At 53.8% G+C, this 22,179-nt stretch carries 18 protein-coding genes; 5 read left to right on the top strand and 13 right to left on the bottom strand.

Annotated elements, in window-relative coordinates; genetic code table 11:
- Positions 1-26: 26 nt before the first annotated feature.
- Entirely contained in the window at positions 27-1,301 is a 1,275-nt protein-coding gene (gene serS, locus FRD01_RS01340) for a serine--tRNA ligase (protein WP_146956922.1), read from the bottom strand.
- A 43-nt stretch (positions 1,302-1,344) separates the two neighbouring features.
- Here serS and FRD01_RS01335 point away from each other — a divergent pair, with 43 nt between their 5' ends.
- The 3 genes from FRD01_RS01335 to FRD01_RS01325 all read left to right on the top strand — a co-directional run bounded on the left by FRD01_RS01335 (position 1,345) and on the right by FRD01_RS01325 (position 3,473).
- Positions 1,345-2,169 carry a hypothetical protein gene (locus FRD01_RS01335; RefSeq protein WP_146956920.1) on the top strand — a complete coding sequence of 275 codons (825 nt, stop codon included), beginning with the start codon at positions 1,345-1,347 and terminating at the stop codon, positions 2,167-2,169.
- A gap of 61 nt (positions 2,170-2,230) precedes the next feature.
- The gene (locus FRD01_RS01330) at positions 2,231-2,713 is read left to right on the top strand and encodes an FxsA family protein (RefSeq protein ID WP_146956918.1); all 483 of its coding nucleotides are present in this window, start codon (positions 2,231-2,233) and stop codon (positions 2,711-2,713) included.
- Entirely contained in the window at positions 2,703-3,473 is a 771-nt protein-coding gene (locus FRD01_RS01325; protein ID WP_146956916.1) for a PHP-associated domain-containing protein, read from the top strand. Before FRD01_RS01330 ends, FRD01_RS01325 begins: the two co-directional genes overlap by 11 nt.
- On the opposite strand, the gene FRD01_RS01320 is transcribed toward FRD01_RS01325, so the two are convergent.
- A complete protein-coding gene (locus tag FRD01_RS01320; RefSeq protein ID WP_249755913.1) occupies positions 3,470-4,366 on the bottom strand; it encodes a carbohydrate kinase family protein in 897 nt (298 codons plus the stop codon). The two genes, FRD01_RS01325 and FRD01_RS01320, sit on opposite strands and share 4 nt — an antisense overlap.
- A gap of 262 nt (positions 4,367-4,628) precedes the next feature.
- Between FRD01_RS01320 and FRD01_RS01315 the strand changes: the two genes are divergently transcribed.
- Positions 4,629-7,796, top strand: a complete 3,168-nt coding sequence (locus tag FRD01_RS01315; protein ID WP_146956913.1) for a beta-propeller domain-containing protein — start codon at positions 4,629-4,631, stop codon at positions 7,794-7,796.
- 75 nt (positions 7,797-7,871) lie between these two features.
- Here the strand turns inward: FRD01_RS01315 and FRD01_RS01310 are convergent, their stop codons facing one another.
- A complete protein-coding gene (locus tag FRD01_RS01310; protein ID WP_146956911.1) occupies positions 7,872-8,498 on the bottom strand; it encodes a TetR/AcrR family transcriptional regulator in 627 nt (208 codons plus the stop codon).
- Positions 8,499-8,577: 79 nt separating this feature from the next.
- Positions 8,578-11,073, bottom strand: a complete 2,496-nt coding sequence (locus tag FRD01_RS01305; RefSeq protein ID WP_146956909.1) for an acyltransferase — start codon at positions 11,071-11,073, stop codon at positions 8,578-8,580.
- 57 nt (positions 11,074-11,130) lie between these two features.
- Between FRD01_RS01305 and FRD01_RS01300 the strand changes: the two genes are divergently transcribed.
- Positions 11,131-12,876, top strand: a complete 1,746-nt coding sequence (locus FRD01_RS01300; RefSeq protein ID WP_249755912.1) for a penicillin-insensitive murein endopeptidase — start codon at positions 11,131-11,133, stop codon at positions 12,874-12,876.
- A 3-nt stretch (positions 12,877-12,879) separates the two neighbouring features.
- On the opposite strand, the gene FRD01_RS01295 is transcribed toward FRD01_RS01300, so the two are convergent.
- The 9 genes from FRD01_RS01295 to FRD01_RS01245 form a co-directional block, all read right to left on the bottom strand.
- A complete protein-coding gene (locus tag FRD01_RS01295; protein WP_146956905.1) occupies positions 12,880-13,389 on the bottom strand; it encodes a DUF507 family protein in 510 nt (169 codons plus the stop codon).
- Positions 13,390-13,553: 164 nt separating this feature from the next.
- Positions 13,554-14,159, bottom strand: a complete 606-nt coding sequence (gene pgsA / locus FRD01_RS01290; RefSeq protein ID WP_146956903.1) for a CDP-diacylglycerol--glycerol-3-phosphate 3-phosphatidyltransferase — start codon at positions 14,157-14,159, stop codon at positions 13,554-13,556.
- Positions 14,156-14,839: a lytic transglycosylase domain-containing protein gene (locus FRD01_RS01285; RefSeq protein ID WP_249755911.1), complete on the bottom strand. Its 684-nt coding sequence runs from the start codon at positions 14,837-14,839 to the stop codon at positions 14,156-14,158. Before FRD01_RS01285 ends, pgsA begins: the two co-directional genes overlap by 4 nt.
- A 76-nt stretch (positions 14,840-14,915) precedes the next feature.
- Positions 14,916-16,472 carry a DUF7107 domain-containing protein gene (locus FRD01_RS24095; RefSeq protein ID WP_249755910.1) on the bottom strand — a complete coding sequence of 519 codons (1,557 nt, stop codon included), beginning with the start codon at positions 16,470-16,472 and terminating at the stop codon, positions 14,916-14,918.
- Positions 16,473-16,572: 100 nt separating this feature from the next.
- A complete protein-coding gene (gene eno / locus FRD01_RS01265) occupies positions 16,573-17,862 on the bottom strand; it encodes a phosphopyruvate hydratase (RefSeq protein ID WP_146956895.1) in 1,290 nt (429 codons plus the stop codon).
- 73 nt (positions 17,863-17,935) lie between these two features.
- Positions 17,936-18,469, bottom strand: a complete 534-nt coding sequence (locus FRD01_RS01260; protein WP_146956893.1) for a hypothetical protein — start codon at positions 18,467-18,469, stop codon at positions 17,936-17,938.
- Entirely contained in the window at positions 18,459-19,715 is a 1,257-nt protein-coding gene (locus FRD01_RS01255) for a hypothetical protein (protein WP_146956891.1), read from the bottom strand. Before FRD01_RS01255 ends, FRD01_RS01260 begins: the two co-directional genes overlap by 11 nt.
- Before the next feature lie 94 nt (positions 19,716-19,809).
- The gene (locus FRD01_RS01250; protein ID WP_146956889.1) at positions 19,810-20,439 is read right to left on the bottom strand and encodes a hypothetical protein; all 630 of its coding nucleotides are present in this window, start codon (positions 20,437-20,439) and stop codon (positions 19,810-19,812) included.
- A 4-nt stretch (positions 20,440-20,443) separates the two neighbouring features.
- Complete coding sequence (locus FRD01_RS01245; protein ID WP_146956887.1) at positions 20,444-22,171, bottom strand: Stp1/IreP family PP2C-type Ser/Thr phosphatase; 1,728 nt, start codon at positions 22,169-22,171, stop codon at positions 20,444-20,446.
- Positions 22,172-22,179: the final 8 nt, after the last annotated feature.

The following is a 22,179-nucleotide window of genomic DNA, read 5'->3' as shown; positions in this document are numbered from 1 at the left end:
ATTTCGGGGGCGGCGGTCAAGCGAAGCTAGGACTTCGGCTCCAGGCGCTCGATTCCGTGCATGTAGGGTCGAAGTGCTTCGGGAACCGTCACGCTCCCATCCGCGTTTTGGTAATTTTCCAAAAGTGGAATCAGAATACGCGGGCTCGCGATCATGGTGTTGTTGAGCGTGTAACAGAAGTGAATCTTCCCATCGGAATCACGCCAACGAATCTGGGAGCGTCGGGCCTGATAATCATAGAGGCTCGAGCAGGAATGTGTCTCAAAATAGCCTTCGCGAGATGGCATCCACGTCTCAATTTCATGCTTCAGAACTTGCCCGAGGCCGATTTCGCCTGTGCAGGCGAGTGCAACGCGATATGGCAACTCAAGGCGCTGCATAAGCTTCTCAGCGTTCCCAAGAATGCGCTCGTGCAGAGCCCGAGACTCGTTGGGGTCATTCTTGCAAACCACGACCTGCTCAACTTTCGTGAACTGGTGAACGCGATAGACACCTCGAGTATCCTTGCCAGCGCTTCCCGCTTCTCTTCTGAAGCATGGCGAATAGCCTGCCACCAATATAGGGAGCCTTGATTCGTCAATGATTTCGTCGGCATTAAGGCTGACCAAAAAGACCTCGGAGGTTCCGATCAAATACTTATCGTCTTTCTCCAAGTGATAGGTGTCCTCTTTACCGTAAGGAAAGAAGCCTGTGCCTTTCATGGCGGATTCGTTGACCATCAAAGGGCCGAGAATCATCTCGAATCCGTCCTCGACAAGGATATCCATAGCGAGTCGAGTGATGGCGAGCTCAAGGAGAGCGCCCGGGCCCCGAAGAAGATACGAGCGAGCACCTGCGAATTTAATCGCCCGCTCCTTATCCAAGATTCCCAGCGTAAGCCCGAGCTCTTCATGATCCTTGGGCGCAAAATCGAGCTTCTTCGGCTCTCCAACAAGACGCACGGTCACGTTGTCTGCATCTGTCTCACCGATCGGAACTTCATCGAGCGCGACATTGGGCACCATCAGCAGGAGCGCATCGTACTCTTCGGTTACCTGAGTCAATCTGACTTCTAACTCTTGAATCTTAGTCTTTAGAGTCTTACCCTCCTCGATTAGAGCAGGTTTTTCATCTTTTGACGCTTGTGGTATCGCCGCTGCGACCTCGTTACGACGTGCACGCGAGGAGTCCGCCTCCGTGATAAGTTCACGCCGAAGAACGTCGAGTTCCATGAGTCGGTCGATATCGACGTCAAAACGTTTGTTTTTGGCACCCTGCTTAACAAGGTCTACATTGTCGCGAATGAACTTGATATCCAACATAAGAGCGCTCCAAAGCCTAGGACCGGCCCGGAATACCACGACCTTGAAGCCCCTGACAATTGCACTTCGGATAGTTTTCATCGCCGGTCTGAGCGTGGCACTTGGCGCCTGCACAGAGAACCTTGGCGCCCCCCGGACCGCTGACATGGATACACCTGAGGATCTCGGGGAAGACATGTCGATGATGCAGGATAAGCAACGCCAAATCGGGGAGACTTGCGCAGGTCCAGAGGACTGTGTGGAAGGTGCACTTTGCATCGGCGATTCCAGTCAAAACTATCGATGCATGCGCGTTTGCGAGGAGCCCTACTCCCTTTGTGATGACGCCTCGGTCTGCCTTGCTCTGGCCGGTCGTCCTGAATCAGTTTGCTATCTCGGAGGCTCAATCGAGCCCTCGTCGGCTTGCCGATCGAATCTGGAATGTGCCAGTGGAAGACTTTGTATAGGTGGATCTGAGGAGTTCTATTGCGTGGATGCGTGCGATGAGACACGAACCTGCGAATCTGGAAGATCCTGCATCACACTCTCTACGGGCGCTAAAATTTGTAGCCCCGATTTGGGCAGCATTTGTGACAGTACTTTGGAATGCCCCGGTTTGCTCGAATGCTCCACCGAGGTCGAGGGCCTTGAGACGCTCTTTCCCGGGGTGTGCACATCAAAGTGCCCTTGCGAGGATTCCGCTACCTGTCTGCAGATCCCTCAAACAAGCACAGAATCTTGCTTCCCAGGGTGTGAATCTGATGCTGATTGTCGATACTTAAGTGGCTGGCGCTGTCAGGATTCAAGCGCATGTGATGCTTTTGATGACCCCGAAGAATGCGCTACACGATTTGGCGAGAAACGAGTTTGCTTGCCAACGGCGCAATGAATCGGCTTGATTGCTCGGTTTTCGTCCTTAGCTTCGCGACGTCATTGGATTCGGGAGACGCATGCTAGGCAAACTATTTCTTCTTTTCACCATCGTTCCTCTCATCGACCTCTTGGTCTTGATTCCGCTAGGACAAGAGATCGGGTTGATCCCAACGATTTTGCTGGTGGTTGTTACGGCGATGGTAGGTTCGTGGCTCGGCGCACGTGAAGGGCGTCAAGCGTGGAAGCGCATTCAGGAGGACCTTGCGAACGCTCGGCTTCCCGGAGATAGTGTGCTCGATGGGCTTGCAGTGGCGATGGCTTGCGCGCTTTTGGTCACGCCTGGGGTCATCACAGACGCCTTTGGTTTGATCCTCTTGATTCCGGCTTCGAGAGGACCGATAAAGCGATTTGCACGCAGCAAATTCACAAACATGTTGCAGAATCCCGACGTGACGGTTATCGATCTCAACCAACGAGCCACGCGGTGGCAAAATGATGATGTCATAGACATCACCCCGGAATCGTCAGAAAACCCAAGAGGAACATTAGATGCTCATTGACCTTCATGCCAAAACCTCTCGCTCTAAGGGTGTAAGCCTAAGCGCTGCCGAAGTAGCTGAAAAAGCTAAGGCCGCAGGCCTAGACGCGGTTGCCTTTTGCGAAACCCTCTCAACTTCTCATAGCAGTGAGTCGCTCGAGGCCTGTAAGAATGCGGGAATTCAAGGATTCGTTGGAGTAGAGATTCCAACCACTACCGGGGTTGTGATCGGCTTTGTTCCAGAGGTTGGACCTTTCCTCCTCTCAGAAGAATGGCGTCAGCTCACCGAAGTTGTGACACCAAGCGTGGAACAGGTCGTGGAACTTTTCGAATCCCACAACGGTGTCGTTGTTGCGTCGAGGCCTTATGACCTGAGCATCCCTCACGCCATGGGCGATCGTATTTTCGAAATTAACGGCATCAAAGGCGTTGAAGTCTTCACATCGGGTCTGAAGACTCTCCAGGCTGATTTTGCGTTGGAAGCTGCAGCATTCTTGAGCCTGCCTACCCTTGCTGGTTCCGCGGGACAAAATGTCGGGGATTTCGCTACGCTCTTCGAGAACGAGATCACCACTCAGTCGGAATTGGTGGATGCTATCAAAGCTGGCCAGTTCTGGGCTGTGCACATCGGCGCGACCGAGCAAAAGCGTGAACAGCGACGTGAAGATCGTCCTGAGCGAAACGACCGTGACCGCAAAGGTGGCGGTGGTGGTGGAAGAGACAGAAGAAACGGCAAGGACCGCGGTCCAGACCGCAAAGATTCACGGCGCCGAAGAAACTAAGAGGAGAAATGTTTCCGGACCTCTTCGAGGCTCGGAATCGCCCCTCTCCCTCCAACCCCTTGACATGCCAGTCCCGCGGCGATGTTCGCGAACTCAACTTGTTCGCGAAGTGAGAAGCCGTTGAGCAATCCGTAGAGCACGGCGCCGTGAAACACGTCACCTGCCCCGGTCGTGTCTACAACTGGGACATCAAAAGCCTCGAGCCTCACGAGCTTGTCGGTATCTCGGTCAAGGGCCACACAGCCATCCACACCGAGTGTCACAACAACGTGTGAAGGCCCTTTGTCCAGAAGCGTTCGACACAAGCTCGTCAACTCCCCTACTCCTGCAAATTGACTCGCAAAACGCTCCGAAGCCACGAGCACATCACAATGGGCCACGGCTTCAGCGATAGCAGGCGTCAAGGACTGTGCGTCCAGAAGAATACGAATTCCTCGCTCTTTTGCGCGTTTCATAAGGTCTAGCTCAGCTTCGATATGAGTCCCGTCAACCAAGAGCCAAGTCACACCATCCAAAACTTCGTCTGGAATCTCGTTTGCGCGCAAAACGTCCACATTTCCGGGTGTCACATACGTCTGCTTTCGCCCAGTACCCTGCTCGATCACGATAAAGGAGAGTTGGGACACGGCTCCTTTTTGGAAAACGAAATGGTCCACGTTGACGCCTTCGTCGCGAATCGTGCGCACGATTTCGTGGCCGCGCCCGTCGTCTGCCGCTTTACCCACGAAACCCGTAGACACTCCCCAGCGGGCGAGCGTCACGGCGGCAGTCGCAGCGGAACCTCCTCCCTGCTGAGAAAACTGAAGCATATCCTTCTTACTTTCTGGCTCAGGGAAACGATCCACAACGGCCAAATAGTCTAATGTACAATGTCCAACTGCTAGAACTTGCATGTCATCTCCACACGGCACCAAAGGTAGGCTCGCAAGGTGCACAATACAGAATTGTGGAGCGCTCACGCAACCACGAAGCAACACCATCAAAATCTTGAGACTCTGGAATTCATTTGGAGGGTTTCCCACTCAAGAATCTGATAGTCAAGCGAATCGCGCCAACCCAAAACAAAGACATAACAACAACTTAAGACCCCTCGGCACATCTGGCATCTTCGTTGCAAACTTGTAGGTTTGTAACTGATTCAACCAAGGAGACGTCATGAGTCAAAAGAAGTGGATAGCAGGAATGGCACTGGGCACGATGCTCATCGCCGCATGTGCAGATCATCAATCCGAGAGCCTCACCAAGACACCGGCCCCACAACCTGAACCGGAAGTAGGTGCTTCGCGTTTCGTATCTGCGGATGGCTACAATGGTGAGCAATCTCGCGGAAACGACAACTTTGAGAACAACGCGAACGCTGCACCTGAGGCAGGGGAAGACGCCGATGAGCGCACAGTCGAAGAGGGAGATATCTATCGGGTAACCACCGACGGGAAGATTCTCAATCTGAACGCCTATCGTGGACTTCAAATCATCGACATGACCGACCCAGCGAACCCCGATATGTTGGGCAAAGTGCAAATGAGCGGTCATCCGGTGGAAATGTACCAGGTTGGCTCGCGCGTCTACGCCCTAATGAATAATTGGAGAGGCTACTACGGCTCACGCGAAGACGTACTACCTGATGCGTACCAAGGTGGCGTTGTGGTAGTCATCGATATCTCCAATCCGGCAGCTCCAACGGTGACTGGCCGTGCTGAAGTTCCCGGATGGATTCGCTCAAGCCGCCTTACTCGAGGAAATGGGCAGGAGGCCCTCTACGTTGTTGCCAATGAATATCAAGGCGGCGGCCAGACCAACGTAAAGAGCTTCTCCGTGAACTCTACTGGCGCTATCACGGCCAAGACCACACTCAATCTGGATGGAAACGTCGGGGATATCCAAGCTACTGGCTCGCGACTGATGGTCGCTCGTCACGACTGGCAGGGCCAAGGGGGTAGTGACGTGACACTCATCGACATCTCAAGCCCAACCGGTGAGATGGTTGAGGGAGATACGGTCCGCGTCAAAGGCTATGTCGCCAACAAGTTCAACATGGACGTACACGAGAACGTACTTCGCGTGGTGTCGGGAAACCATTGGAATTCCAACGAAAATACCAACCACCTAGAGACCTTCGACGCAACGGACATCTCGAACCTGACGCCGATCGATTCCGCAACATTTGGCGACAATGAAGACCTCTTCGCCACGCTATTCCTGGGCGAGAAGGCATTCTTCGTGACGTATCGCCGTGTGGATCCGTTTCATGCATTTGAGATCACCGCCAACGGTATGGTCGACGAGAAGTCTGAGTTCATCGTTTCAGGTTGGAACGACTACTTCCGCCCTGTGAACAGCGAGCGACAACTCATCGGCATTGGAAAGAACGATGAGAACGGCAACACAATGGCCGTGAGCCTCTATGACATCACCGACCTCACCAACCCGTCGCCGATGCTAGACCGCGAAGAGGTCGAACTATCGTTCAGCTGGTCCGAGGCCAACTGGGACGATCGCGCATTTTCCGTTCTGGAGAAGGCCACGGCAGTACAGGCGCCGACCGGAGAAACCGAAACCGGCGTGGTGTTGCTTCCTTTCACTGGCTGGGACCAAAATGAATACATCTCCGCGGTCCAGATTTTCACGTTCAGCGACACTACCCTGACTAAGCGCGGCATCATGGAGCACGACACACCCGTACGTCGTAGCTTCCTCGCCGATGCGACCGATAAGACCGTGGGTAACCTCTCTGAAGCGGAGCTCGCCCTCTATGACGCAAGTGCTCCTGACCTACCCGTGCGCCTCGGTTCGATCGAACTTGCGCCGAACTACTCCGAATTGCTCTTCTACGGGTCACACGCGGTTCGACGAAAAGACAAACGGTCTTATTACTGGTGGTGGAGCTCCTCGTCCAACACTGCTCCTCTGGACGAGCTCGAGATTGTCCCCATCGGTGATGACCTCGACAGCGCTGAGTCCATTGCTGAAATCCAGATTCCAGCGGGTTCCACCATCACAAAGGTGGGAGACAAGCTCGTCGTGACCCAACGGCTCCAGAACAGCACAAACAATGACGAGTATGAAGTTCAGCTCTGGAACTTGAGCACCCCTGGCATGCCCACCCTTGAAGACTCCGAAGTCTACACGGGGCTAACCACGGGCTACAACGATTACTGGGGATGGTACGATTGTTTCGGCTGCGACTATTACTACCCGTACTGGGGAGGACAAGACGCAATGGCAGTCGCCGACACAATTGTTTACCCGGTTTCTAAACAAGAGACTGAGTTGCTCGGCACCATCAACTACGTCGAAGAGTATCCTTCAGGGAACTACTGGGAAAGTTGCTACGACAACCAAACAGGTGAACGACAAGACTGCACCTACTTCTCCGGGCGTTACCGTTGCGAGACTCTAACTCGTCCGAACGGCACGGTTGAGCCAACTTTCTGCCACGGCGACTTCTACGAATGTACACAAACCGCTGATGACACCCAGTGCGTGGAAGTTCCTCGTTCAACGGTACCGAGAGAGACGCGCACATATTCTTACGAGCAAAACCGTTACTGGACCTACTGGGACTTCAAGATCCTCGACGTTTCAGGCTCAACGCTCCCAAGTGCAACACAGATCACGATGGCGAACGACGAAGAATCCGTTGGCCTCCTCGTCCGAGGTGATAGCCTTTTCGCCACCTACAAGCAGCCCTATCAGTTGCCAAACGACCCACGTCCGTTCGTTCAATACTTTTTCCGAGAGATCGACCTTGGCGGCGCCGCACCAGTCATCAAGCCTGATGTGAATATCCCTGGCGAGCTCTTGGAAGTGGATGGAAACACGCTGATTACGCGCGATTTCCTCTGGGGTTCTAACATCGTAGAGTCGTCCATCAACCGCCTCACACGCACGGCCAACGGAGCTGTTCTAAACGACGTGGAGCGGTTTGAAGATCAGGTCATCGACACCATCACACTCGATGGCGGGAGCAACCTGCTCTTCACCTTCCGGCAGACCTATGACTACTACTCAAACGATGATTACTCAGTGAAGCTTGGAATCATCTCGTTGACAGGAAGTGGTCTCAACGTTCTCTCGGAGACACCGATCGACTCGTGGGCAAGCTTGCGAGCAGCCATTCCTGGCCGTGCGCTCTTCACCGTCTCCGGAGGACTCTTGGTCATCAATATCGACGACCCGAGTGCACCTGAGGCTCAATCCTACTTCAGCACAAACGGATGGCCGAGAGCGTTCATTACCGAAGGGGCGAATGCCTACTTCGCTGCTGGAATGTACGGCATCTATACCTTCGACTTGAACGAGAGCAATCTCCTGGCACCGTAACTCTTGCTCTTGCAAAACAAAAGGGCTCACACATTATCCTGTGTGAGCCCTTTTTAGTTTTCTATCTTCAACGGTCTATTCGGCTACAAAGCTATCGAAATCGCTGATCCTCAACATCCCAGCCACCATCCTAAGTGCGCACGATACGGCAGAACCCTTCGGAACAGCTTCCCGAACGGTAACGCCCAAGTTGTAATAACCTTGCACACACGCCAAAACTGCCGCAGCACAGGCCTCCGGTGATAAACCACCGGTATCAAACTCGCCCGTCTTTAAGCCATCTTCAATGGCCTGCCTCATCGGTTCCATCCACCGCATCACCGCGTCGCCGAAAGCGTCTCGAACCTCAGGCTGCCGAATAGACTCAGCGGTAATCGTGACCCAAGTTGCGACCGCCTCAGCGTCCCCGCGAGCTGGAGAAGTCTTGAGATAGCCCATCACCATAGTCTTTACCCGTTCCGTGGGGGTTCCAGCTCGCGCCAAGTGTTCGATGCGGGACTCGTGCTCTTCCTCGAGTCGGCGAACCAACTCCACAAGAATCTCTTGTTTGTTTTGGAAATGATAATGAATCAGGCCGGGTGTGATGTTCGCCTCCGCAGCGATGCGGTTCACCGTTGCGTTGGCCCATCCCCTATCCGCCATCACCCTCAAGAGCGCGTCAATGATTTCTGAGCGCCGGACTGTTGAATTTCTTTTTGGCATCGTTTCTATCTAGTTGAGTACGTCGACTCACTTTATGACATAAGAATCACTTTCTTGCGATCCCTTTCAACCCGCGCATTTATTGCGCAAAACCCAGATCTTCGGCGTCTAAAACCTCTTTGTTCGCCCGCGAGACCGCTGACCAGATTAAAGTCCTACATTCGGCAATTTCGCCTACGAATTTCCACTCGAGCAATAGCTCCATCGCATCGGAGGCAACGCCCACGATTTCCTTATCGAGCGCATCTGCAGCGCTTGCTACGAGATACTGAACAATCGCAGAGCGAACTTCGCGTCGATGGAACGAAGGAATCACGACTTCGCGGTCCGCTAACGCGCTTTTCACTTCATCGGGATAGGCATCGAGCACGGAACGGGACTCAGCCTTAGGATCGTCAAACGAGAGCAGAAGCCGAAATCCGCGCTCTTTGGCTCGATGCGTCAAAGCCTTCAACTGATGGGCGCTCAAGAGTCTAGCGGACTCTACAAATAGCGCCCCGCCCTCCGCCGCGAGAAAGAGTTGTTCAGGAAAAGCGTCGGAATCTGGACGCCCGGAGTCGAGGTAATGCGAGACGTCCAGACAGATTGCCCTTTGCTCGAACTTCTGGTCCAAATGCACGGCGCATGCTGCCGTAAACCTCTTTCCGCTGCCCCACGCCCCCGCGAAAATAATCGGCTCTTTGGACTTTAGGAGATAGTCGAGCGCGTCAATCAAACCTGGCTCGAGGAGTTCGTTCATTCTGAGCACGCTAGGAGCCAGATCTTGGAACGACTGACTACGGTGCGCATCGAGTCGAACATGCAAATCTTCTTCTCGCTCTTGAGCAGCCTTGAGCTCGTCTTCGTAGCCTTGAACTTGGCCTTCCAGCTCCTGAACTCGCTTTGGGTCGATTGTCGGCAAAGGTCCAGCATTCTCGCCACGTTCGATGGAAAATGCCTCCAGAACGAGGGCTGCCCAAAGTACGTCGTCCAAGCTTGATTGTGCCTTTTGTACGAGTTCGATCGGACATTCCGGCATCGGGTCTGCACCTCGAGACACCCACGCCGCACTCAAAATGATGTGGATGTTCGGAACCTCAAGACCTCCCTCGGGAGAAGAGAGCTCCGTAAACACCGGCATGTGCATCGTTTTCGCAATGCCCACGATGGGCGATTCCCCAAGACCATTTGAAGGAACCCCGTCCGCCTCCTCTACGAGGATGCTCGCCGCGTCGTGGAGCGCTCGGTCTGCTTGACGCACCTCAAAACCGCCGAGTCCCTCCCCAATCACGACGGATGTTTCACCTTGAAGCACCACAAATCGGAACTTGCACCCAGGCAACTCGTCACGAAGTCCGCCAAGATAATTCTCAATTCGTGAGCGTCGAAGCTCCTGACTTCTCAACTCATCGAGCTCGCTCAGACCGGGTCCTCGCAGCGCAACAATCACATCGCCAGTCCACATGAGGCCTAGAACGGCCACCACAAAACCGACCCAAACAATCTCGGAAAATGCCACAGGATTGAGAAGGAACGAGATTAAGCTCGCAATCACGGTGATCACGATGATGCCGACGAGATACATGCTCCTTTCGGTCTTTGAATCACTCCGGCCGGAACCCGAAAAACCTGCCACGAGTTCATAAAAGATGAAGAAGAACCCAATGGTCCCCGCGAGCATGAGCGCGCGGCGTGGACTTAAGACGTCGATTCCAAGGGTTACCCAAACTGCAATACAACTTAGCAGTGAGAGCGTCAGGGCCGCCCAGGTTCCGCTGGTTGCGCGCCCGTTTTCCACCCACGAGTGGCCAATATAGGCAACGGGTCTACACAGGATCATGCCTGCACCAACAAGCCCAGCGAGCATCATATCGCTCGTAACCCAATTGAATTTGAACACGATGATGAAAGTGGCCGCCAAAAGTATGGATTGGCAACCGATCAGCAACGGAAAGACTTCTGGCGTCTTCTCGTGATGAAACCTCCAGAGCACAAAGCTCATCAGCCCGGAGAGAATGAACCCCAATATCCACACGAAATGGAAATTGCCTTGTTCGACACGCATGCTCCCTGTGAAAACAGCGTTCTCGCGCTCCAATCCAAGCAAAGCTTGTGGCCGACTCGCGATGATGCTTCGAAGGCCTTCTGTTCCCACTTTCCCCGGCAGGGTTCTGCCATCTACCTCTATCAACACATCGGTCGGCTCTACCCCAGCTGGTAGAGTACGCGCGTCTTCCGGGGCACCGGTTAAGGTCAGCGAAAAGCGATGGAGCGGACGAATGGCCTGATAGTCCAGACGTTTGAACTCGTCACCCTGGGCCTTGGAGAGGCTTTTCGAAATCAGCACGAGGTCCGAGAGCTTTTCGACCGCCTGACCCGCTACGGTCGTAACTCGATCCCCTCGAACTAGAACCATTCCAGATTCCCCCGGCTCGAGCTCCTCGCTCAACGCCTCCACCACCAACTCATCCGAAAGGCGTATCGGGATGTCTGGCAGCCCAGCGAGCCTCCAGTAGGCAAGCCCAGCAATGAAGAGGTTTGCCAGGATGACTGCAATCCAGAATGGCACAAGGGACATGGAATTTTTGTGATTCATTTGCTTAGCCAACGAGTTCGCGGTTAAAATACCAGAAGTGCGATGGAGCACTTGCTTATGAGATACGTCGTTCTAGCGTTTGGGGTGTTGTGGAGTGGAGCCGCCATGGCGCTTCCACCAAACCATTTCGCACCCTACCGGCCCCCTGCTCCGGTCGAAGAGGCAAAACCCGCGTTCGAACTCGCGCAGGTTGCCATGAAATCCGCACAAATCAAGGCTGCACGTTGGTCCGGTGGCTCACAAACCGTGGTCTCAGTCCCTCAATGGACTAAGTGGCTAAAATCTGAGGTGCCTGCGAGGGCTTCGGCATCACGCGGAAGTGTTTCCGACGGAAACCTCAATCAAGGCACGGAACTTCCCACCACTGGCGTTGGTTATCGAATCTTCGACCGACATCAAGGTTACGGTACACGTTGGGGTACACCAGAGCTCATCCATGCAATCAAGAGCGCGGCTGCCTTTGTGAACGAAACTCATCAAGGGGCACCTTTGATGATTGGCAACCTTAGCCGTTCGCGTGGTGGAGACATCCCGTGGAGCCGCTCTCACAATTCAGGCAGAGACGCAGATTTGGCCTTCTACGTGTTGGACGAGACCGGCCAATCCGTCCCTGCTCCCGAACTTTTGAAGTTCGACGATTCGGGCATCCCGCCGGCGATGCCTCACCTTAAGTTTGACGTCGAAAGAAATTGGGCCGTGGTCAAAGGGCTCTTACAAAGCGGTGTTCAAATTCAGTACCTCTTCATCAGTCTCGGCCTGAAGGCAATGCTTCTGGAACACGCTCAAACATTGGGAGAGCCCGCGTGGCTCATTGCCATGGCCTCAGACGTTTTGCATCAGCCCCACGATGCATTGCCCCACGACGACCACTTCCATCTGAGGATCGCCTGTCAGCCCGACGATCGGCTTCAAGGCTGCCTCGAAGGGGGTCCATCTTGGGAATGGGGTGAATGGTCGGAGCCAAGCCTCTTGGCTCACGCAATGGAGATGAGCCGTGGATTTGAGCAAGGGTCAGCCGAGGAGAAGATTGCGATTCTCGAGCACCTGAAGTCCATCTCTTCACCGTTTCTGGCAGATGTAGCAGCACATTGGGGTCTGGACGCGACGGACCCAGCTATCAAAGATGCCTCACTTTACGCCATTCACAATGCGTGGCCATGGTCCGGTGGCGTTCTTTCACGCCTCATGGAGTTCATAGTAGACGAGGCAGAGACCGACGAGCAGCGTGCCCTAGCCTATTCCGTTTTGCGCCGCAGCATGGCTCCAGAAGTCAAGGACTTCGCTCTAGCCCGAGTGCGCAACACAGGCCTTTCCGAGACGGAGAGAATCATGGCCGCGCGTTCGTTGATTCACTTCATGGAGCCAGACCTCCTCGAACCACTCCTTGATGAGGCTGAAAGCCAGCCAGAGCTCGTGGCCGCCGAGCTTCTCAAGATCGTGGAACGCATTTCACTGGTCGGAGCCACCACAGATTCCAATCTGCAGGACCAAAAGGCCCGAGAAACCGAGATTGCAAAGTGGCGAGAGTGGATGCAGGCGAACGCTCAAGTTGGGCGCGAGATTTGGCTTTTGACGGGACTTCAGAGCATGGGGTTCAAACACGCCCACCTAGAACCAGCCAATATTGGAGAGCTAATCAGGCTCTTGCCAGACGCCCCCGAGTTTATGGTTTACAATATCAATAGGACGCTTCGAGAGATCAGCGGACGCTGGTCACCACTCGAACAGCTCGATGGACACAAGCTAGAAGCGTATTGGTCGAAATGGTGGAAGAAGAACAAGGACAGATACCAGACCAATTGAGGCCTACTCGAGCCCTTTGTTCCGCTTCACGCTACCCATGACCTTCTGGTACTCCTGCTCCCAAGTCTTCGAACCTTCTTCGAGGTTCTTGATCTTGTCCCTAACTTCGCGATCAAGTTCTTCATCGACAGCCATGTGCCGCTTGAGAATGGGACGGATACGTTTTCTGAGATCGTGGTCTTCGCTGAAGACTTCTTCAACGTGATGCGAGTGGAGGAATGTCTCAATGAGTTGGTCAATGATGTATCCCATCGCATCCTCACCGACCTCAAAGCTCTTCTCCTTGGCGAGTTGACGCTTGATACGCATCATACTCACGCCGGAGCGAGAAGCCTCGTCGCGGGCCTTAGAAGTGAGCTCACGGTCCATTCGGATATATTCTTTTAGCACCGATTGAATATCGACTTCGACTTCGGGCACATTCTCATCCGCTACTTCTAAGTCACCGGAACGCACCAGGACTCGAAGGATCTCTTCGGCGATGAGGGGAACTTGGCCACCGTACAAACGCATTTTTCACTCTCGAATAAAACGACTTACGTCGTGGGGGGTCGACGTCGCGCCAGGCACAACACTCCCGCGGACGCAGAGTGGAAAGCGGGTCCAGACTGAAAAATATTCCGCGGAGCGCAAGCTTTTTACCCCATCCAACTCATTTTACAACCGGAAATACGCCACTAAACGTTGCTAGTTCGCGAATCCAAAGCACTCGCGAACCCGCGGAAGTAGTCGACTGCACTACCGATGCTGAAGAAGAGCGAAACGATGATCAGCCAGAGGCCGAGAATATGAAAATTGACCTTCGCGGAAATGAATCCCCAATTCACCTCGTAGGTGAAATGCACCAGCAATCCGATCAGCCCGACCATCTGCAGTGCAGTCTTCATTTTTCCGCCCTCTCCTGCTGCGATGACCATCCCTTCGGAGCTTGCGAGAGCTCGCAGACTTGTGATCGTAATTTCACGGGAGAGCAAGAGTATGACGATCCAACCGGGAACTCGCCCTAGCCCCACCAGCATGATCAATGAGGCCATCACCAGAAGTTTGTCCGCGAGCGGATCCAAGAACTTCCCCGTAATGCTCACGAGATTTTGCTTTCGAGCAATATAGCCATCGAGCCAATCTGTGACGCTCGCGACCCAAAAGAAGAAGAACGCCCACAGACATGAGATCGGAGTCCCATCATAGATCAACCAACAAACCACCGGAATCAAGGCGATCCGGAAGAGAGTCAAGAGATTGGGAATGTTGACAATGTCCTGACGGATGGTGCTCTTGCTCAAGGCTCGACCTCTTCAGCGTTGTATTCCAGGTACCACTTATACACCGCTGCTACATACCCTCTCGTCTGCGGATAGGGAATACCGCTATACCTTGCAACGGCAGCATCCCCTGCATTGTACGCCGCCAAGATCAGATTGATGTCCCCGTGATAGCGATCCGTGAGGATTCGCAGGAATTTCGCACCACCGAAGATATTCTGCCGAGGGTCGAAGGGATCCCGCACGTTCATAGCCTCGGCCGTTCTGGGCATCAGTTGCATGAGCCCCATGGCACCGGCATGGCTAATCGCATTCGGGTTAAAATTGCTTTCGATACGAATCACAGCTTTCACGAAACCAAACGGAACGTTGTAGGCTTCGGCAGCTTCTCGAATGATGTCATCGTATGCGCTTTGTCGCTCTCTAACGGGCAAAATCACGTTATCGGAGCGAGACTTCGAACTCTCGGCAATACGCTGGGCCGCTTCTTGGTTCTTGGCCTTTTTCGAGCCCGGGGCCGCACTTGTTTTGCTCGTGCTGCCCTTGGAACCACCAGAGCTGATCACTTCGATCAATTTCAAGTCCGAGCGCTTTTCAGTCGTAATGATGATTTCACCGTCTTTGCCTCGATACTTATAGAGGTCGGCCCACGCCACACATGGCAACAAAAGCCCCAACATCAAGACGATCAGTTTACTCATCACTTTGACCAAAAGAAGAACGCACGCCTACGTTAAGTTAGGCGTGCGTTCGAGGCAAGTAATCGAGATTCGGAGATTAGCGGGTGCAGTAACCCAGGTCACATGTACCTGTGCGACACTCGGAGTTTCCGTCACACGCAACCGTGCAAAGTCCGTCCACACAGACGCCTTCCCCGCCACAATCCGCGCTTCGGTAACATTCGATACCGCGGCGGAAGTCGGGCTCACACACACCTTGGTTACACATCATCATGTCTCCGCACTGTGTGTCAGACGTACACTCGCTGAAGCAAAGACCGTTGACGCACGTCTCGTTCTGCGCGCACTCGGAGTTCGCCGTACATTCAGCGGGCAGTGTCGCATCTGCCTGACAGATGCCGGACTGGCACGAATGGCTGAATGGGCAATCCGCGTTAGTTGAACACTCGAAGTGGCAGAATCCGTCAAGGCAACCCTTCTCGATTCCGCATTGTGAGTCCGTCACACAGACCACAGCTACGACTTCGCATTGGCCGCCGATACAGGTCTCACAAGGACCACAATCGGCAGTTGAAGAGCAGCTGAGGTCCACAGGCGTGTTGGCCACACACTTGTTATCAGCGCCGCATGTCTCGCCATCTCGACAATCTGCATTGTCGTTACACCCGAGCCGGCAAGTGCCGCGGTTGCAATAAGCACCAGGACCACATTGCGTATCTGTCGTACAGATATCGTCGATCACACACTTTCCGTCCTCACACCGCTCATTTGTAGCGCACTCATTCGCACTCGAGCACTCTTGAGCGTTGTCCGGGTTCGGGTCGTTCGGATCTGGGTTATTCGGATCCGGATTGTTAGGGTCCGGGTTGTTTGGATCTGGATTATTCGGGTCCGGGTTGTTTGGATCTGGGTTATTGGTGTTCGGGTTTGTAGGGTCGGTGTTCGGCGCAGGTACGCTTGGATTTGTTGGATCCGCGTCTACACAAACGCCTCTCCAGCATACCGCGTCGTCGCCGCATGAGGTCTCGTCACAGCCGCTGCTGCATTGACCCCTGAAGCACGCACCATCCTGGCCACATTCTTCGTCATCGCCACATGCGATCGCACACGAGCCATCAACGCAGGCACCGCCAACGCCACATTCAGCGTCTTGGGTACATTCACCACCAACGACACAACGACCGTCCTGGCAGACCTCTTCGACGCCACACTCGACGTTTTGTGAACAGCTTGGAACACACACACCCTCAACGGTACAGAACTCGCCTTCGAAGCACTGAGTATCCTCGTCGCATCTACGAGCAGGTGCGCACATGCCGTCATCGCATCGCCTCGAGAGGCAATCACTATCCAGGGTGCATTGCCCGGGATCGTCAGGCAGTACGCAGAATCGGTCGCGTGAACACACGGTACCTTCGGCGCAATCACCGTCGATAGCACATGTATCTACACAATAGCCGAGATGGCAGGCGCCATCTGTACAGTCCGCGTTCGTGGTACATGCGACCGGACATGGTCCGTCGTCGCACGTCACATCTGTTTCGCCCTTGTCGCCGCATCCTCCGCACGCCGTGAAAAAGAGCGCGGAAATAAGGCCGACGAGTCGTAAAACTCTCCCCGCCTTAGGTGACCAATGATTTCGCTGATTATCCATTTTGAACTCCTATTCTCGATTACGTGCCTTTCTAGGACCTTGCACGAGATTCGACACAAAACCTTGGTCGGATATTCAAAAGGATTTTGTGCAGACTAATCTAGAATTTCTGCCTAAATGCAGATTTCCCGGGATATCGGGCGCTTGAGCCGAGCTCCTCTTCAATGCGTAGAAGCTCGTTATACTTAGCAACCCTGTCGGATCGAGACAGGCTTCCAGTCTTAATTTGGCCACTTCCGACGGCAACAGCGACCTGCGCAATCGTGGTGTCAGAGGTTTCTCCGGAACGATGCGAGATAACCGTGGTGTAGCCATTTCGGTGGGCTAGATCGATCGCATCGAGGGTCTCAGTCAGAGTCCCGATTTGATTGAGCTTCACCAAGATCGAGTTTCCAACACCCTCACGAATGCCACGCGCCAGGCGTTCAGTGTTCGTCACAAAGAGGTCATCGCCCATAATCTGGAGGCGAGAAGCCAAGCGGTCGGTAAGAACCTTCCAGCCTGCCCAATCGTTTTCGTCGAGCCCATCTTCAATGGACACAATCGGATAGTCGCCGATCAGAGACTCGTAGAAGTCGACCATTTCCAAAGAAGTCAGCTCCTTGCCTTCGCCTGCGAGGACGTACTTTTGTGAAGCCTTGTCGTAGAACTCACTCGCGGCAACGTCGAGCGCCAAGACCACATCCTTACCTGGTGCGTAGCCTGCGGACTCGATGGCGCGCAGAATGAAATCAAGTGCTTCGCGATTCGACCCAAGGTTGGGCGCGAAGCCGCCTTCATCGCCCACGCTGGTGATATGGCCATCTTTCTTCAGGACTGCCTTGAGGTGATGAAAAACCTCGGCTCCACATCGAATAGCCTCCGCGATACTTGGAGCTTCCACCGGAACAATCATGAACTCTTGGAAGTCGATGGAGTTGTCGGCGTGAGAGCCACCATTGATGATATTCATCATCGGAACCGGCAGGACGTGAGCACCTGCGCCACCGATGTAGCGGTAGAGCGGCATGCCGTATAGCTCCGCAGCCGCCCGAGCCGAGGCCAAGCTCACAGCGAGCAACGCGTTCGCGCCTAACTTGGATTTATTGGGTGTACCGTCGAGCTCCAAAAGGAGCGAGTCCAAGCCGCGCTGATTCGAGGCGTCAAATCCCAAGAGCTCGTTCGCAATGGTTTCGCGAACGTTCTGAACTGCCTTTTGAACGCCCTTTCCAAGGTAGCGCCCTTTATCGCCGTCGCGGAGCTCAGTCGCTTCAAACTCGCCGGTCGACGCACCGCTTGGAACAGCGGCACGCCCTACGGATCCGCCATCCAAGTAAACGTCACACTCGACGGTCGGGTTGCCGCGACTGTCCAGAATCTCACGCGCTGAAATATCAATGATTTCGAACATCTTTTCTCCTAATTTTGGTCATACTCACACGGACGATCTACTCCGTTGAGATTCCCCCATCAAGTCACAACCACTATGGGCGTTCTTTAACCCAGCGAATTGCCATATTCCGAAACTTGCCGCGCGGAAGCCTCGTGTAGAGCCCAAACCTCTGGGAGTTGGGGTCGAAAACAGCAATCACCTGAAAAGGAACATTCAGAAGGCTCAGGAAGATTCGACCGAGCTCTTCGCTGAGCAGTGCTTCGCTGTCTGGAAGGCAGTAAAAGAGCCCGAGCAGCGGTCGTCCCTGATTGGAGTCAAAGATCCACTCATCCGTCTGTTCTCGCGCGTGTTTAACGGTTGGCGCCTCGCACGGGCCCAAATTCTCAAAACCGGAAATCTCAACAAACCCACCGTCTGGGTCGACCCCAAAATTTCCGTGTAGGACGGCGCAGCTAGAACCTAGCTGTCGCGCCGAATCCACCAGGGCTTCCAACATATCGGCGTATACAAAATACCGGACGGGTTGGTCGGAGTCATCGCCCAGATTATGCACCCAAATACGCTTTGAGTTTCGAGGCGCCTCTCTGGAGATCGCGTCGGGCAAATCCATCTCTTCAACGTGCACGAATCACACTCAACGCAAGTTTGCTGACACGATCGGCCGGTTTGATTTCGTTCGACTTCAAATCGACATCCCAGGACACGTTTTGCTCCTTGCCCTTCAAATTGAAGGCGTACTTCACGTTGAACTCCGAACCTGATTTTGGCGAAGGAATCCAGCGGCACTCGCGCTTCTTCTTGCACTCTTCGAACTCATCGGCGGTATTTGCTTGAGCGGTCAAGAGCCACTCAAGTGTCTCGACGACCTCTTTCTGGTCGAAGATTGTCGCGAGAGCATCGCAACCAGGTTTGTTCGCAGGTTTTCGGCATTGCTTGCGTGCACCATCAATCCAACGATTTGCTGGGTTCGGAGCCGAAGCATTGTAGGTCATCGGCATGATCGACACCCTTTGACGATCGAAATCTTCGCCTACGTTCATCAGATTCGCCGCTTGCAGATTGATCGGCTTGAGTGCCTTACGGTCGAAATCAAACTCAAACTCGGCGTAGGTTGATTCGTTGTTCTCCAACCACTGAAAATACGCCTTAAAGAGGTTTCCACGCTCGTGATTGATGGTCCATCCGATGATGGTGTCATCACTTTGAGAGTCCGCTCGCTGCTCAAAATAAAGCAATAATGCGCCCGCAAGCGACATTCGCGATTCAAACCGGTGGTTGCCAATCGCTGAAACAATCTGCTGATTCTTGCCGTAATACTCGGACTTAACACCCTCGGTTGGGTTCTGGACAACTTGAGCAAGAAGGTTCTTTGGAACCACCTTGCGATTCTTGAGGTCAACGATCCACTCCGGTCCTAGTTTGATATCGCCGTCCTTAAACGCGAATCGCACCATGAAGAAATGTGGTCCGAACTTGGTCTCTTCCCACCATTGCGACTCCCAACCTACGGCCTCGGCCGAAACACCGAGCACCGACTTCACGAATTCTTCGTTGGCAAATGCCTCGTCGAAAGTCACCGGAGGAAGCTCGACCTCCTCCTCGACTTTTCGTTTGCGCCGTGACTTCGGTTTGGGCTCTTCCTTTTTCGGGATGAGTGGTTGCACCACCTCTAGTCGCTTAACGAGGGATATTGCAGCTTCACCTTTGTCCGCCCAGGGGTTGATGCGCTCCTCGACCTCTGGCTCGATGATCTCCTTGACCACCACGGTCTCAGCTTCTCTTGTAAGCTGGTAGATAATGAATCCACCCAACGCCACGATAAGTGTGACAATCACCCCAAGCACGATCTGCAAAATGGTACGAGTTTCCATCGTTCCCTGCACTACATTCAGGCCAAGAGGGCCCTGGACAAATTAAAACGAAACCACCAAGTTTTCTGGAGTCTACCCCAAGCCGAACGGTTCGTCATTGAAGTTCATAAACACGAAAGCTGTCGAACTCGACTGGGACCATCCAGTCGTTGAAGGCGAAAAATCTGTGTTTGGCACCCTTGAGAGGAATCTCGTCGGCATAGGTCATGTGCAAACGCCCATCCACAAAAATGCGAATCTCGGAGTCAACACGTTCAGCCGCAATCTTATAAACTTTGTTCGCCTCTACCTTCATCGTGGGTTGTTCGAGCCGATCTTCTCCGTGCTCATCGAGTCGAGCCACGATATCAAGGCTGTTTTTCCAGCCGCCCAAGACCACGATATAACCTGACTCGTGTCGATCTCCGTCTCCAAAAATCTCGAACTTTAGGTCACCATCGGCCGAACGCGAACGCGCGTCGAACTCCACGCGAACTTTGGCCGGCAAAGCCGCGCGGTACCACAAAGGGTCGTTCTTTATGCGATCGCCGGCCACCCATCCATCTTTGATCGTCCATTGACCCGGTCCGCCCTCGCCAGAGCCTCTCACCCAGTTCTCGCCAAGATCTGCGCGTTCAAAGTCATCTGAAAAAACGAGCTTCTTATCGGTGCTCGCTACGCTCCCAATCTCTCGGGTTTGGCAGGACACCAAGACGAGCATCGTAAGCAGAATAAGAATTTTCATTCTATTAGCTCCGATCCGACTTCTTCAAATTGGCACGCTTTTCCTTCAGACGCTCGGCGAGGTTGGTTTCGGTGGCGGTATCACCGGTGAGCTTGGTCCGTTTGAGGACTTGGGCTCGAGGCAAGTTATCCTTGACTACGGACTCTCCTGAAATCCCCGAAAACTTCGCGTCATCCCTAGACTTTAGCTCATCGATCCGAACGGTTTTACGAAGGTCTTCCTCATCGTCATCTCCTGATGAAATAAGGGCCTCGAGTCCATCCCAATCCACCGTATTCTCTTCCTTCACCGAAGAGAGGTTTGGAGCAAGTGACCCAGGTGCAAGCGTTGCGTCAGGATCCAGAGGCTCGCCGCCAAAAGAAACCGATTCCTCTTGGGCTTGACTAAAATCGTTCCTCAGCTCTTCCCGAGCCGCGTTGATATCGATGGTTTGATCCGTATCGATGGTCGCTGTCTCGCGCAGGTCCTCTTCGAAAACGAGCACGCCACTCGCGGGCGTCGAGTCCGCCATATCTTCAGGCTCCGAATTTGGAATCCTGGCTTCTGCGTCGCGTAAACGGCGCGAAAAGCTCTGCAAGAAATTCCAGAGGAGTTTTACCGCGAGGTCCGGCTCTTGACGCAAGAGTTCGAGGAACCTTCCACGTCTAATCACCATGATCTGGCTTTGTTCCAGCGCCACGGCCTTAAGTGGTGTCGCGTCTTCGTCTACCAAACCGTGGTCTCCAAAATGAGAGCCACCCGAAAAGACGCCCAGGCTATCCCCTCGTCGGTCGACCTCGAGATGCCCACTCAGCACCAGAAAAAGCCCATCATTGGACTTGCCATCGCACGCCAAATCTCCTGCCTTGAGCTCAAATCTCTCCGAGAGATTCAAGACCTGCACGAGTTCTTTGTACGCGAGGTACTGGAATAGCGGAGATTGACGCATGATGTCGATGGCTTGTTGGATATGGCGGCGCTTGCCAACCTCGCCAGAAACCCTAACCAAAATCGTGGTGATATTGTCTTTTCCACCCGCCTCGTTGGCGAATTGAATGAAGGTTTCAGTCGCTGCGCGGATATCCGAATGGCCCATCATGCCAAGGATCTCTTCATTGGCATGGAAATAACCGCAGAGACCGTCGGAGCAGAGAAGGAATTCATCGCCCGAGAACACATCGAGCTCGAAGGTATCGACCTCGACGAACTCGTTGACGCCCACGGCACGTGTCACAGCGTTCTTGTGCGGCAAGAGATGCTCTTCGCCCGGCTTGATCTTACCGAGTCGAAGCATCTCGTTAATCAAAGAATGGTCTTCGGTGATTTGATGGATTTGGTTGTTTCGCGAGAGATAGACTCGTGAATCGCCAACATGTCCGATAAAGCCTCGCCCATCGTGCAGTACAAGCAGAGAACATGTCGTACCCATTCCGCGACGGCTCTGGTCTTCCTGTGCCGCGTGGTAAATCCTCTGACAAGCCTCTTGGATAGCCCTTTCACAGAGTGCTAACACGGCCTTGCGGTTTTCAGGGTGGTCGGGGTCTTGGTCAAGCTTTTCAAAAACCTCTCGCGAAGCCGAGAAAACCTCCCGAACCACCTTAACGCTCATGGCGCTCGCAACTTCACCCGCTGCGTGACCACCCATTCCGTCACATACGACAAAGAGCTTCAGACGCTTATCGACCAGGAAATTGTCTTCGTTATGATCACGGACTCGACCGACGTCTGTGGCGGCCCAAAACTCTAAATCCATTAAATCAC

Source organism: Microvenator marinus (assembly GCF_007993755.1).
In the GTDB taxonomy this organism is placed as follows: Bacteria; Myxococcota_A; Bradymonadia; order Bradymonadales; family Bradymonadaceae; genus Allomicrovenator; species Allomicrovenator marinus.
Note: the sequence above shows the minus strand (reverse complement) of the source record. Positions and strands in the feature narration are given on the sequence as shown.

What these genes read in the sequence shown, in the direction of transcription:
- FRD01_RS01325 (WP_146956916.1), top strand. Translation starts at nt 2,703, where the DNA reads ATGCTCATTGACCTTCATGCCAAAACCTCTCGCTCTAAGGGTGTAAGC.
- FRD01_RS01320 (WP_249755913.1), bottom strand. Translation starts at nt 4,366, where the DNA reads ATGCAAGTTCTAGCAGTTGGACATTGTACATTAGACTATTTGGCCGTT.
- eno (WP_146956895.1), bottom strand. Translation starts at nt 17,862, where the DNA reads ATGTTCGAAATCATTGATATTTCAGCGCGTGAGATTCTGGACAGTCGC.
- FRD01_RS01285 (WP_249755911.1), bottom strand. Translation starts at nt 14,839, where the DNA reads ATGAGTAAACTGATCGTCTTGATGTTGGGGCTTTTGTTGCCATGTGTG.
- FRD01_RS01330 (WP_146956918.1), top strand. Translation starts at nt 2,231, where the DNA reads ATGCTAGGCAAACTATTTCTTCTTTTCACCATCGTTCCTCTCATCGAC.
- FRD01_RS01250 (WP_146956889.1), bottom strand. Translation starts at nt 20,439, where the DNA reads ATGAAAATTCTTATTCTGCTTACGATGCTCGTCTTGGTGTCCTGCCAA.
- FRD01_RS01255 (WP_146956891.1), bottom strand. Translation starts at nt 19,715, where the DNA reads ATGGAAACTCGTACCATTTTGCAGATCGTGCTTGGGGTGATTGTCACA.
- FRD01_RS24095 (WP_249755910.1), bottom strand. Translation starts at nt 16,472, where the DNA reads ATGGATAATCAGCGAAATCATTGGTCACCTAAGGCGGGGAGAGTTTTA.
- FRD01_RS01310 (WP_146956911.1), bottom strand. Translation starts at nt 8,498, where the DNA reads ATGCCAAAAAGAAATTCAACAGTCCGGCGCTCAGAAATCATTGACGCG.
- FRD01_RS01295 (WP_146956905.1), bottom strand. Translation starts at nt 13,389, where the DNA reads ATGCGTTTGTACGGTGGCCAAGTTCCCCTCATCGCCGAAGAGATCCTT.
- serS (WP_146956922.1), bottom strand. Translation starts at nt 1,301, where the DNA reads ATGTTGGATATCAAGTTCATTCGCGACAATGTAGACCTTGTTAAGCAG.
- FRD01_RS01245 (WP_146956887.1), bottom strand. Translation starts at nt 22,171, where the DNA reads ATGGATTTAGAGTTTTGGGCCGCCACAGACGTCGGTCGAGTCCGTGAT.
- FRD01_RS01305 (WP_146956909.1), bottom strand. Translation starts at nt 11,073, where the DNA reads ATGAATCACAAAAATTCCATGTCCCTTGTGCCATTCTGGATTGCAGTC.
- FRD01_RS01300 (WP_249755912.1), top strand. Translation starts at nt 11,131, where the DNA reads ATGAGATACGTCGTTCTAGCGTTTGGGGTGTTGTGGAGTGGAGCCGCC.
- FRD01_RS01315 (WP_146956913.1), top strand. Translation starts at nt 4,629, where the DNA reads ATGAGTCAAAAGAAGTGGATAGCAGGAATGGCACTGGGCACGATGCTC.